This window comes from Rugosimonospora africana (genome assembly GCF_016862975.1).
Classification (GTDB): Bacteria; Actinomycetota; Actinomycetes; order Mycobacteriales; family Micromonosporaceae; genus Rugosimonospora; species Rugosimonospora africana.
Genome location: NZ_BONZ01000049.1, coordinates 1 through 11,730, shown reverse-complemented (window position 1 = coordinate 11,730; position 11,730 = coordinate 1). Strand labels below are relative to the sequence as shown.

11 protein-coding genes are annotated in these 11,730 nt (G+C 70.5%); 4 read left to right on the top strand and 7 right to left on the bottom strand.

Annotation, left to right across the window (positions count from 1 at the left end):
• Positions 1 to 45: 45 nt before the first annotated feature.
• A complete protein-coding gene (locus tag Raf01_RS25310) occupies positions 46 to 534 on the bottom strand; it encodes a carboxymuconolactone decarboxylase family protein (RefSeq protein ID WP_203920498.1) in 489 nt (162 codons plus the stop codon).
• Positions 535 to 910: 376 nt separating this feature from the next.
• Here Raf01_RS25310 and Raf01_RS25305 point away from each other — a divergent pair, with 376 nt between their 5' ends.
• Complete coding sequence (locus Raf01_RS25305; RefSeq protein ID WP_373319570.1) at positions 911 to 3,208, top strand: rhamnogalacturonan lyase family protein; 2,298 nt, start codon at positions 911 to 913, stop codon at positions 3,206 to 3,208.
• Between the two features lie 110 nt (positions 3,209 to 3,318).
• On the opposite strand, the gene Raf01_RS25300 is transcribed toward Raf01_RS25305, so the two are convergent.
• On the bottom strand, positions 3,319 to 4,692 hold the full coding sequence (locus Raf01_RS25300) for a DNRLRE domain-containing protein (RefSeq protein WP_203920497.1): 1,374 nt from the start codon (positions 4,690 to 4,692) through the stop codon (positions 3,319 to 3,321).
• 189 nt (positions 4,693 to 4,881) lie between these two features.
• On the opposite strand from Raf01_RS25300, the gene Raf01_RS25295 reads away from it, so the two are divergent.
• Positions 4,882 to 5,412, top strand: a complete 531-nt coding sequence (locus tag Raf01_RS25295) for a hypothetical protein (RefSeq protein WP_203920496.1) — start codon at positions 4,882 to 4,884, stop codon at positions 5,410 to 5,412.
• A 72-nt stretch (positions 5,413 to 5,484) separates the two neighbouring features.
• Here Raf01_RS25295 and Raf01_RS25290 read toward each other — a convergent pair whose 3' ends face one another.
• Entirely contained in the window at positions 5,485 to 5,925 is a 441-nt protein-coding gene (locus Raf01_RS25290) for a YybH family protein (protein ID WP_203920495.1), read from the bottom strand.
• Between the two features lie 146 nt (positions 5,926 to 6,071).
• Positions 6,072 to 7,601, bottom strand: a complete 1,530-nt coding sequence (locus Raf01_RS25285; RefSeq protein WP_203920494.1) for an ankyrin repeat domain-containing protein — start codon at positions 7,599 to 7,601, stop codon at positions 6,072 to 6,074.
• A 179-nt stretch (positions 7,602 to 7,780) separates the two neighbouring features.
• On the opposite strand from Raf01_RS25285, the gene Raf01_RS25280 reads away from it, so the two are divergent.
• Together Raf01_RS25280 and Raf01_RS25275 are read left to right on the top strand one after the other, a co-directional pair.
• Positions 7,781 to 8,281 (top strand): nitroreductase family deazaflavin-dependent oxidoreductase, encoded by a 501-nt coding sequence (locus Raf01_RS25280; RefSeq protein WP_203920493.1) that lies wholly within the window; start codon positions 7,781 to 7,783, stop codon positions 8,279 to 8,281.
• Positions 8,282 to 8,357: 76 nt separating this feature from the next.
• Complete coding sequence (locus Raf01_RS25275; RefSeq protein WP_203920492.1) at positions 8,358 to 8,990, top strand: alpha-ketoglutarate-dependent dioxygenase AlkB; 633 nt, start codon at positions 8,358 to 8,360, stop codon at positions 8,988 to 8,990.
• A 142-nt stretch (positions 8,991 to 9,132) separates the two neighbouring features.
• Here Raf01_RS25275 and Raf01_RS25270 read toward each other — a convergent pair whose 3' ends face one another.
• From Raf01_RS25270 to Raf01_RS25260, 3 genes are all read right to left on the bottom strand, one after another.
• A complete protein-coding gene (locus tag Raf01_RS25270) occupies positions 9,133 to 9,900 on the bottom strand; it encodes a M15 family metallopeptidase (RefSeq protein WP_203920491.1) in 768 nt (255 codons plus the stop codon).
• Positions 9,901 to 10,017: 117 nt separating this feature from the next.
• Entirely contained in the window at positions 10,018 to 10,794 is a 777-nt protein-coding gene (locus tag Raf01_RS25265; RefSeq protein ID WP_203920490.1) for an alpha/beta fold hydrolase, read from the bottom strand.
• 207 nt (positions 10,795 to 11,001) lie between these two features.
• Positions 11,002 to 11,439 (bottom strand): hypothetical protein, encoded by a 438-nt coding sequence (locus Raf01_RS25260; protein WP_203920489.1) that lies wholly within the window; start codon positions 11,437 to 11,439, stop codon positions 11,002 to 11,004.
• Positions 11,440 to 11,730: the final 291 nt, after the last annotated feature.

Here is an 11,730-nt window from a genome sequence, read left to right as displayed (position 1 = left end):
CAGGCGGCTGACCGGTGCGCGGCCAACCGCCTGCCACGACGCCGGTCAGCTCAGCGCCCACGGGCGGGCGGTGGCACCGAGCCGGTTCCACGCGTTGATGACCGTGATGGTCCAGATCAGCTCGGCCAACTCCACGTCGGTGAATTCGCTCGCGGCCGCCTGGTAGACCGCGTCGCCGACCGGGCCGTCGGTCAGCCGCGTGGCCGCCTCGGTCAGGTCCAGGGCCGCCCGCTCGCGGGCGGTGAAGAACGGCGTCTCCCGCCAGACCGGCAGGGCGAACAGGCGCCGTTCGCTCTCCCCTGCCTTCCGGGCGTCCCGGTTGTGCATGTCCACGCAGTACGCACAGCCGTTGAGTTGCGAGGCGCGGGCGCGCACCAGTTCCAGCAGCGACGGCTCCAGGCTGACCTGGCGGGACGCCGCGTCCAACGCGTTCATCGCCCGGTTGATCTGCGGGGCGAGTTCGTCGACGGCGAGCCGGGCAGCCGGGACGACGAATGAGCGACCGCCATCGGCGGTGAGGGTTTCGGTTGTCATGAGGTCGACCCTAGAGGCGAAATTGGCACCCCGTTAGGTCCATTTCTTGCTCAGTTGACTGAGCCAATGCCTACCCGCTCCGCCGCTCCCGGTCGCCGCGACGGCACCGGACATCGGGCCGGCGTTTCACGGGGCCGCTGCAAAAACGTTGCAACTGAGCCAAGTGCCGATTCGACCAGCACCGGGAGAGATTGACACTCACCCATGTGAACGCTAACGTCACAGCGGCCGGGAGCCTCCGCCTTCTCGATGACCTCGGGAAGCATCGCCAATCGCCCCGGGTGCCAGTCACCCGGTGGCGGCATCCACCGCGAGGGCGGCTCTCCGTGCAGTCCCGCCGTCCCGTGATCAGATTGGACGGGCGAAATTGAAACGAATTAGTCAACGGCGCATCCGGTACCGGCTGCTCGCCGCCGGTACCGCCGCCGCACTGGCGACCACCGCACTCGTCACCGCCGGCACGCTCGGCGCTCACGCGGCCGCCACCGGCTGCCGGGTCGACTACAGCATCGGTTCGCAATGGGCTGGCGGGTTCGGCGCCAACGTCACCATCACCAACCTCGGCGACCCGATCAACGGCTGGCGCCTGACCTGGTCGTTCACCGCTGGCCAGACCGTCACCCAGGCGTGGAACGCGACCGTCACCCAGTCCGGCGCGGCGGTCACCGCGACCGACGCGGGATACAACGCGGCGCTGGCCACCGGGGCGAACACCGCGTTCGGCTTCAACGGGTCCTGGAACAACTCCAGCAACCCGGTACCCACGTCCTTCGCGCTCAACGGGGTCACCTGCACCGGCTCGGTGGGAACCAGCCCGACCACCACACCGACCCGCACCACCAGCCCGACGGCGAGCCCGACCCCGACCCGTACCGCGAGCCCGACACCCACCCCCACGGGCGGCTCGACCCCGCCCGCGGCCGGTGCACGCCAAATGGAGAAGCTGAACCGCGGCCTGATCTCGGTACGCTCGGGCAGCGGCAACCTGGTCAGCTGGCGGCTGCTGGGCACCGACCCGCAGAACGTCGCGTTCAACGTGTACCGGGGATCCACCAAGCTGAACTCGACCCCCATCACGGCAAGCACCAACTACCTCGACTCCGGTGCCGCGGCCGGCTCGGCCTACACCGTGCGCGCCGTGGTGAACGGCGTCGAGCAGGGCGCGTCCGAGTCCGCGTTGCAGTTCACCAACGGGTACCTGGACGTGCCGATCCAGCCGCCGTCCGGCGGTACCACGCCGGACGGGGTCGCGTACACCTACACCGCGAATGACGCCAGCGTCGGTGACCTGGACGGGGACGGCCAGTACGAGTTCGTGCTGAAGTGGGATCCGACCAACTCGAAGGACAACTCGCAGTCCGGCTACACCGGCGACGTCTACGTCGACGCGTACCGGCTGAACGGCACCCGGCTGTGGCGCATCGACCTGGGCCGCAACATCCGGGCCGGCGCGCACTATACGCAGTTCCAGGTGTACGACTACGACGGCGACGGCCGGGCCGAGGTCGCGATGAAGACCGCCGACGGCACCGTGGACGGTACCGGACGAGTCATCGGCAGTTCCAGCGCCGACTACCGAAACTCCTCCGGGTACATCCTGTCCGGGCCGGAATACCTGACCATGTTCAACGGGCTCACCGGTGCCGCTATGTCCACAGTGAACTACGACCCTCCACGTGGGACGGTGTCGGACTGGGGCGACTCGTACGGCAACCGGGTCGACCGGTTCCTGGCCGGCACCGCGTACCTGGACGGCACCCGGCCCTCACTCATCGAGTCGCGCGGTTACTACACCCGTACCGTCATCACCGCCTGGGACTTCCGCAACGGGCAACTCACCGAACGCTGGAAGTTCGACTCCAACTCCGCCGGCAGCCAGTACACCGACCAGGGCGACCACCAGTTGTCCATCGCGGACGTCGACGGAGACGGCAAGGACGAGGTGGTCTTCGGTGCCATGGCCATCAACGACAACGGGTCTCCCCTGTGGAATACCCGGCTAGGGCACGGCGACGCCGAGGACGTGGGCGACCTGGACCCGAGCCGGCCCGGCCTGGAGGTCTACAAGGTCGACGAGAACACCTCGTCCCCGGCCGGCTGGATGGCCGACGCGAAGACCGGTGCCGTCATCTGGCAGTACCCCAGTTGCAACTGTGACAACGGCCGTGGCCGCTCCGACGACATCTACGCCGGCAGCGCCGGTGCGGAGTCGTGGAGCGCGGCGACGACCGGCATCTACAACACACATGGGCAGCAGATCAGCAGCCACAACCCGTCGTCGGACAACTTCACCGTGTGGTGGGACGGCGACCCGGTACGGGAACTGCTCGACAGCACGCACATCGACAAGTACGGGACCGGTGGCGACACCCGACTGCTCACCGGCAGCGGGGTGCACTCCAACAACAGCACCAAGTCCACGCCCAGCCTGTCCGGCGACCTGTTCGGCGACTGGCGCGAGGAGGTCGTGCTGCCCACCAGCGACGACCGGGCGCTGCGCATCTACGCCACCACGTACACGACCGATCTGCGGATCCCGACGCTGATGCACAACAGCCAGTACCGGACCGCGATCGCGTGGCAGAACACGGCGTACAACCAGCCGCCGCACCCGAGCTTCTTCATCGGCAACGGGATGGCGACCCCACCCTGGCCGAACATCTACACGCCGTAACGGTTTGACCTGACGACCCTCGGGGCAGGCCGGTTGAGAAAGCCATCTCAGCCGGCCCGCCCCGAGCTGGACGGTCCCTGGGCCGTCGTTGCCGACCACCCCAGCGTCGTTCACGGAGTCGCCGACGCTATCGCCGCCAGGGTCGGCGCGGCGCCCGTGTAGGTGATGTACAGCTGTGGGCACTCCCACGCCGGGTACGGCGGGTACGAGCCGCCGATGGGCACGTAGAACCCGTCGAGCAGTGGGGCTGTTTCCACCGACTCCGTGTCTGCCTTGAGCAGGAGCCCGTGCTCGGAACTCGGGTTGCTGATCCAGCCGCGCACGGCTCCCGTCGCGTCGAAGTCGCTGCGCTGGATGCTCGGATCGATCGCCTGCAGCACGCGTCCGGTGGGGGCCGTGTAGTCGCCTCCCGGGTGGGTCCATGCGGTGCCGGTCGACGCCCTGTTCCAGGTCACTTGGGAGCCGGTGAACGAACGTTTCAGTGTGTACAACGTGTACTGATCTGGATAGTTCCCGCCGGTGGTGCGCCACAGGCTCAGGTGCGCCTCGACCAGGGCCGCGTCACTGGGCAGCGCGGCGAGCGGGCCGAAGTCGAACACCAGGCGGGTATTGCCGAGACCGAGGTCCTCGTCGGGGCCGATTTCGAGGAGTTTCGAGGAGCCTTGAGACAGGACCGTGTTCGCGATGGCGTTCGGCTGGCCGGAGGCAATCGTATCGGCCGCGGTTGCCGGGACCGCGAGCTCCGTTTCGCCCGGCATGGGCAACTGCACCAGCAGGGGCGTGCCCTGGATGAATCTTCCCGCTCTGGTGCGCACACCGATCAGGTAGTTGTAGATGCCGTCGTGTGGGCCGGTCCGGGCGGGTGCGCTGGTGTCGACGAAGCTGGTCTGTTCGCCGCGAACGGAGCCGACCAGGGTGCCCGGCGACTGCGAAAGGTTGTGGTCGAGCGTGTTGCGATACACCTCGTACGTGGCCACATCGTATTGGGCGTCGCCGGTGGTGTTGACGTACGCGGGCCAGGTCAGTGCCGCTCCGGTGGCGCTGATGACGCTCGGCTGGTTCGCGATGACGCCTGCCGGTACGGGTTTGAACGGCTGGATGAGTTGCGGCGTTCGGTAGGGCGTGGGGGCACTGGCCGTGGCAATCGGGCCGCCGAGAGGTGCCGAAGGCTGCTGAGACGAGGTGATCGCCGACTGGATCGCGCCGGCGACAAGGAAGTACACGCCGTACGCGAAGAGGCTGACGGTGCTCATCGCCAGCGCGGTGATCCCCGCACCGAATTGTTTGCGCCGGGCCAACGTCGCGTTCGCCGCCGCCGCCGTGCCACCGAGGAAGCCGCCGACCGCGCCGCCGATGCCGAGCAGCGGCAGCGGCGCCACGACCAGCACGGCCTGCCACCACGAAAGCCCCGCCACGAGCGCGCCGAACCCTTTGCGCCGCCGCGCACCGCTGTTGGCCTCGTTGCCTCTGCCAGACGCCCGCATGCGCACCCCAAGGCCGGATCTCTCGCGCACACAGACCGCTCCGCATGCGTACGGCGCGTCGGAACCTACCAAGCCGCCCGCAACCGCCCACCGTCGGCCCGCGCCGCCGTGACGAGGCGCTGTGTACGACCGCGACATAGCACCCCGGCACGGGCAAACGGCGCGGATCAAATCTGGTAGAACTTGCCGGTGCAGCCATCGTCTCGGCCGCCCGCTGTCAACAGCGCCGCCGCCATCGCCATCATCCTGGCGGCCCTCACCATCGCCAGTTGGTTGCTGCATTGGGAGTTCTCGAGGCGTTTCGGCCAGCCCGGACCCGGCGCGCACAGCCGGATCGAGGGCGTGTCCGTGGAGACCCTGAGCCGTATCGGGGAGTCGGGCAAGGCGTTGGCGCTTCTCGGGGCCGGTGCCATGCTCATCCTCCGCGTCCGCCGGTGCCGCCACGCAGCACGTGTCGCGGTCGTGATCGGGATGGCCGGGGCCGCGGCGGCGCACGGATTGGCGGCCCTGTACGACGGTGCCTCCGTGGTGGTCGGGTTCCTCTTCGCCGCCTTCGCGTCCGCTGCCAACGCGCTGTCCGGCCAACGCGGACTGCAGGGGGCCGGCACACTGGACATCGGCGTGGCCTCGGTCGCGGTCGACGTCGCGTCACTCGCCCTCGCGGTGACCTGTGTCACGCTGCTCCTCGGGCGGTCCACCCGCGCGTACCTCGCGTCGTAAGCCCGGCGCTCGAATCACCCACGAGTACGACGGCGCCCCGCCGCCATGGCTCGGGGCGCCGCCGCCGACTCGTCAGGGCTCGAGGTCGGCTACTCCCTTGCCGGTTGTGATATCGAACGGCACGGAAGCCTGATCGTGCGCGATCAACCAGTTGCCGTCGAGCTTGCGGAAGCAGAAGGTGCCCCGGACCCACATCCCGTTCGTCGCCGTCCCGTTGTTCAGCGTGCCGCTGAGCCGGCCGAAGCCGTGCGCGAATGCCACGTCATCGCCCACGGTGAGGGTCAGGTCCCGAAGCTCGTACTTCACATCCTGGAAGAACTCGAACACCTTCGCCCAGTTCTTCAACTTCGCCTCTACCCCTACGTGCTGCAGCGGCGGCTCGACATCGAAAGACACGACGTCCGTCGCGTATATCCGCTTCAGGCATTCGAGATCCTTGGCCCCGATTCCTTCGACAATCTCGTCGATCTGGCGCCTGATCGTCGCTGCGTCTTCCTCGCGTTGCGTGGGCATCGCTACCCATCCTTCCAAACGGTGTGGCTTCTCCTAGTACGACGGCGCGGCCACCGCAGATGTGAGGCCGGCCGCCGCTACGTCAGCTGAGTTCTTGCCGGCGCGCCGGGCCGGTCACCGTCGCCGGTGGTCGCGCGGGTGGACATTCAGGGGGTACTCCCAGTGGAACCGTCATCGCCCGGCGGCGGCTCGGTGGTGACCGGTTCGAGAAGCTCGACCATGGCCTGCCGCTCGAAGTGCCGCGCCCAGCCCAACGGGGTTCCCGCGAAGCGGGCGTCCGTGATGTCCGGGTCGGCGCCGAGGGCCAGCAGCGCCCGGGCCAGGTCGAGGTCTCCCGACGCGGCGGCCTCGTGCAGGGCGGTGTTCCACGGCGTCTCCCCCGGGGTGTCGCCGCGACCGAGCGCGTTGACGTCGAAGCCCAGCTCGGCGATCAGCGCGACGGCCTCCCGGCGACCGTCCGCCGCGGCCCAGACCAGCAGTCCCGGACGCCGCTGCCGGGCCTGCTCGGCCACCTCGGGGTACGCGTCGACCAACCTGCGTACCGCCGGGCGGTCGGCCGCCATCGCGGCGCCGATGAGGTCGTCGACCGGATCCGGATCGGGCGCCGGGGCGCCGTGCGCGACCAGGAACTCGACGATGGCCCGGCGCGCGCTCCACGCGGCGCGTGCGGCCGGGGTCCGCCCGTCGTCAAGCGGCGAGACGATGTCGACGCCGTGCCGGACGAGCAGCCGTACCCGGTCGAGAAAGTCGTGATCGATGGCCCAGGCGAGCTGGCCGCGCATCATGTCGGCAGGCGACTCCAGCGCCTCGCCCAGCCGGCGCTTCCACACCCCGCCGTCGCCGACGCCCAGTCCGTACTCGAACAGCAGCGCCAGATGGTCGTCGTCCGGGCGGAACATCCGGTTGTAGAGCGTCTGCCCGTCGCTCGGGTTCGCGCCCGCGTCGAGCAGCAGCCGTGCCAGCGCGAGGCTGTGCGGGTGGCGGGGCTGGCGTTCGGGTCCCTGCTCACCCTCGCCGAAGGCACCGGTCAGCAGCGTGAACGGGGTGGGCAGCCCGTTCCACAGGTACCCCTCGTCCGGGTCGGCGCCGTTGTCCAGCAGCAGCCGCGCGATCTCCAGGACGGCGCCCACCGGTACGGCCGGGTCGAGGCGCGAGTACGCCAGGTAGAACAGCGGCCGCCACTGGTACGGGCCGCCCCGCCGCCGGGCCAGCGCCGGTTCGGCTGCCAGCTGAGCCCGTACGGCGGCGACGTCCACCGCCGCGGCGGCGGCCCAGACGCTGTCCCGGGTCACGGTCGGGTGCTCGGCGAGCAGGTCGCGTGCCCGCTGCCAGCGCACCGGACCGTCGTTCGCGTATGTCAGGCACGCCAGCCGGCAGAATTCGCCGGCCACGTCGCCGGCACCGGCGGGCTCCGGCGCCGCGTCCCACCGGTACTGCGCCACGACGTCGAGGTACCGCCGCAGCCTCGGCCAGCTGGCGAAGCCGCACTCGCGGGCGACGGTCAGCTGCGCGCCGGACAGCGGGAAGGCGGTCGGCTCGCCCGGAACGTCGACGCGCTGGTCGGCGAGCCGGCGCAGGGCGTCGGGATCGCCCCGGCGCACCCCGCGCTGGAGTTCCCGGGCCCGGTTGCGCAGGTACCCGAGGTGGGGATTGTCGGACAGTGACACGGCCGGCATGGCGGCCTCCTCTCGTGCTGCCTGATGTCCGCGTTGTCAGGCCGAAAGGAGGACATGGCCGGGCAAAGGTGGTGCGGCCGGGTGGGCTGTGCCCTTCCCGCGGACCGGGGGCGTCCCGAACGCCGAGCCGACCATAACCCGGCCTGCGCGACCGGCCAAGGACTGGTATTCAAGTAGTCATGGCTGTCACCGACCGCCGGCCGACCGGCCCGCTGCGGATCGCGCTGCGGGCGCCGATCCTGCTGTACCGCACCGGGCTGGGCATCCTGGCCGGGCACCGGCTTCTGTACATCGCGCATCAGGGCCGCCGCACCGGGCTCCGGCGCGAGACCGTGGCCGAGGTCGTCGGGTACGACCCGGGCCGCCGCGAGGTGGTGGTGGTCGCCGCGTGGGGCCGCAACCCCGACTGGTACCAGAACCTGCGCGCCGCCCCGGCCCTGGAGGTGCGCCTCGGCGCACACCGCTGGGTACGGCCCGAACAGCGGTTCCCCGGCGGCGCGGAGACCAGCCGCATCCTGCTGGCCTACCGCGACCGGCACCCGCGCGCCTGGAAGCACATCGCGCCGATCCTGGGATTCCCCACCGAACCCACCGACCCGCGCTGGCCGGCCGTCGCCGAATCGGTTCACGCGGTGGCGTTCCGGCCGCGGGATGACGCCGGAGCCGATCCCGCCGATTGATCATGAACCCCGGGGTGAGCTGCGACGACGGCGCGGCAATCGAACGCCTGTCCGAACGATGAGCTAGGCTGTCGGCATGACGGCCGCATTCCAAGCCTCACTGCTCGACCTGGCCGAAGACGTCCGACCGGACGCGTTGGGCGGCACCGTGAGGCGCACCACGCTGTGCCACGGCGCCTGGATCGACGTGCGGCCCGGCTGGATGCTCGGCGCCGACGCCCTGTTCGAGGAGTTGGTGACCGGGGTGCCCTGGCACGCCGAGCGGCGGCAGATGTATGAGCGGGTTGTCGACGTCCCCCGCCTGCTCAGCTTCTACGGCGAGGACCAGCCGCTGCCGCACCCCGCGCTCGACGCGGCCCGCGACGCGCTCGACGAGCACTACGGCGCCGAGTTGGGCGAGCGGTTCCGCACCGCCGGGCTGTGCCTGTACCGCGACGGTCGCGACAGCGTCGCCTGGCACGGCGACACGATCGGTCGGGGCTCGTTCCAGGACACCATGGTCGCGATCGTGTCGATCGGCGCTCCCCGGGCGCTGCTGCTGCGACCCCGGTGCGGCGGCGGGCCGACGCTGCGGCACGATCTCGGCCACGGCGACCTGATCGTGATGGGCGGCAGTTGCCAGCGCACCTGGGAGCACGCGGTCCCGAAGACCGCCCGGCCGGCCGGCGCCCGGATCAGCATCCAGTTCAGGCCGCGCGGCGTGCGCTGAGGCGCCAGCCGCGGGGCGCGGCCGAGCTGCGGGGCGCGGCCGAGCTGCGGGGCGCGGCCGAGCTGCGGGGCGCGGCCGAGACTCGGGGCGCGCCGCGACTTGGGGCGCGGGGTGCCGCCGAGGGCGCGAGGACCCGCCGGGCTCACCTGCCGTTCGTGCTGAAGTGCTGGTAGTTCGGCCCGGACGCGGACGGTCCGCTCCAGACCCAGCCGGCCGCCGTGAACGCCTTGACCAGCACTCCGTTTGGCACCGCCATCCCCGGGCGCAGGTCGGAGCGGTTCAGGAAGTCCTTCCCGGCCGGAGGCATGGGGTTCTTTCCCGACGCGTCCGGGTTCTCCACCGGGTTGACGTCGATGGCCTTCCCCAGGGCGTGCTCTGACGAGTGCCCCGCCCCGCTCGAGCCCGCCGGGCAGTTGAAGCCCGACGTGTTGTCCGCCGCCATCGAGTCCGCGTCGCTGCCGTTGAAGGCGTCCTCCGGCTGCATCCGTCGGATCGGGAACTGCTGCTGGTACAGGACGCTGAAGATCTTCATGACGTCGCCGGTCACCGAGGCGTTGACGACCATGGTGCCGATGTGCGGCCGCTTGTCGAAGCCCCAGAAGCTCAGGTGCATCAGCCGCAGGTCGGCCGGGGCCACCGGGCAGCCGCTGTGCCAGGTGTGCGGAACATCGGCGGCGGTGAGCGTGGCCACCGTGGCGATGAAGGAGGGTGTCGCGCCGGGAGCCGACGAGGGAAGCGGGCCGGTCGGTACCGCGGTCGAGGTCGGGGTACCGGACGCACCCGGGCTCGCGCCGATGGCCACGGACGGCCGGACCGGCGGTTGGGCATCGCCGGAGCACCCGACCACGGCCACGGCGGCGAGCGCCACGACGGCCGGCAGGATCCGGCGGATACGCCACGCTGCCACCACCCATTAAGGATAAATCGGGCGGAGCCTCGAGTCGACGCGATCGCCGGCTCGCGGTCGGGGCCGGCTCGGTCAGCGGCCACCTCGCGGCGATGGCCGGTGGCTCCCCCGGCCCCGCGATCAGGGAGCGCCGAATCCGTTGATCGCGAGGAACCGGTCGATCATGGCGTTGACCTGCTCCGGCACCTCCAGCTGAGGGAAGTGTCCGGCGCCGACGGTGCGGCCGACTGTCACCGCCCGATGCTCGCGCAGCTCGCGCTCGCCCGACCCGGCGGTGATCGCCAGCAGCGGCACCTCGGCGCGCTCCAGCGGGCCGCCGCCGTCGAAGCGGGCGAAGCTGTGCAGCACCGCCGAGGCGATCGGCGGCGGTACCGCGGCCATGGTGGCCATGGTCTCCGCCCGGCGCACCGTGTCGGTCGACTTCAGGAGGCCGGCGGCGAAGTCCCGGCGCCACGAACCGTCGTGGTCCTCGGCGACGTCCGGCACGGAACGCTGCAGGTGCTCCTTGTGCCGCCCGGGAAACATCGGCGCCGGTTCGATCATCACGGCCGCGCGTACCGCCCCCGGCCGGGCCGCGCACGCGAGCGCGACCAGCGCGCCCAGGCTGTGCCCGACGATCAACGGGCGCTCCAGGCCAGCCTCCTCGGCGACCACGAGCACGTCGTCGGCCAGCGTCTCGATGTCGTAGGTGCCCAGCCGCGGCTCGGGACGATCGCTGTCGCCGTGGCCCCGCAGGTCGGGCGCCACCACCGCGTACCGCGGGGCGAAGTGGGTCAGTTGCGGTGCGAGGTACGTGTGGTCGCAGCACCAGCCGTGCACCAGCAGCATGCCAGGCCGCCCGGTACCGGCGGACTCGTAGGCCAGCCGCACGCCGTCGCTCGTCTCGGCGAACCGCACCATTCACTCCCCCATGCCATCGGACTGTGCGACTTATAAGGCTAAGCCCGTGGCGATCTTCGCGCTTCGCGGCCGGCGCTTCGGTGATCCCTCCCGGTCTTGCTCTCCGATCCGGTCGTGACCGGACCCTCCGGCCCGGACCGGTCCCGCTCGAACGAGCCGGACGGTCCGGGCCGGAGGGTCCCCCCCCGTGCTCGTCGAGTCAGGTCACAGGTCGATCTCGTCGGTGTGGGCGCGTTCGATCGGGCCACCGGTGCCGTCCTGGATCCACACCTTGTAGTTGATGGTGTCGCCGGTTTGGAAGAGCCGTTCCCTCCGAACCACATCGCAGTCGGCATCGGCCTGCCCGTTGGCGCCGTTGGCGTCTACAAGCTCGTAGTAGTCAAGCAACTGCCCGTTGGAGCCCCAGATGCTCACATCCGCCATCGCACGCTTACCGTCCGCCACGGTGTCACAGAGCTTCAGGTTGGACGAGTAGGTGAAGATCGACAGGACCGCTCCGGCACCCGTCGTCGAGACCCTGTACGTATCGGCCAGCGCCGGGCTAGCCACGCCGAGCGAGATCGCGGCCACGACCGCGCTGACGAGTGCCGCCGCTCGCCCGACCCTCCGTCCCTTGCCGGGTTGTCCTTGTTGAGAGCGCATGACGTCCTCCTCGAACTTCGAAACCGTGCGACTCGGTTGAGCGCCCGGTGCCTGTCGCGCTGACAAGGCCACGATGCCGGGGTGGTGCTGCGCACATGTGGGCGGTGATGTTGCGATCACTGAGAGCCTGTTGGCAGACCTCTGGCCGAGCGAGCCGTGTGCCAGGCTGCGTCCGGCAAGGCGGAGGTTTGCCCGGATACCGGTGTTGTATCCGGGCGAGCCGACAACGCCGCCGGTCGCCGTCCGGGCGCGGCGCAGCCGGTCAGCTGGGTCTGTCAACAGGCTCTAACC

Excerpts from the sequence above, each read along its gene's own strand:
- Raf01_RS25310 (WP_203920498.1), bottom strand. The coding sequence starts at position 534 with ATGACAACCGAAACCCTCACCGCCGATGGCGGTCGCTCATTCGTCGTC.
- Raf01_RS25300 (WP_203920497.1), bottom strand. The coding sequence starts at position 4,692 with ATGCGGGCGTCTGGCAGAGGCAACGAGGCCAACAGCGGTGCGCGGCGG.
- Raf01_RS25290 (WP_203920495.1), bottom strand. The coding sequence starts at position 5,925 with ATGCCCACGCAACGCGAGGAAGACGCAGCGACGATCAGGCGCCAGATC.
- Raf01_RS25285 (WP_203920494.1), bottom strand. The coding sequence starts at position 7,601 with ATGCCGGCCGTGTCACTGTCCGACAATCCCCACCTCGGGTACCTGCGC.
- Raf01_RS25280 (WP_203920493.1), top strand. The coding sequence starts at position 7,781 with ATGGCTGTCACCGACCGCCGGCCGACCGGCCCGCTGCGGATCGCGCTG.
- Raf01_RS25275 (WP_203920492.1), top strand. The coding sequence starts at position 8,358 with ATGACGGCCGCATTCCAAGCCTCACTGCTCGACCTGGCCGAAGACGTC.
- Raf01_RS25260 (WP_203920489.1), bottom strand. The coding sequence starts at position 11,439 with ATGCGCTCTCAACAAGGACAACCCGGCAAGGGACGGAGGGTCGGGCGA.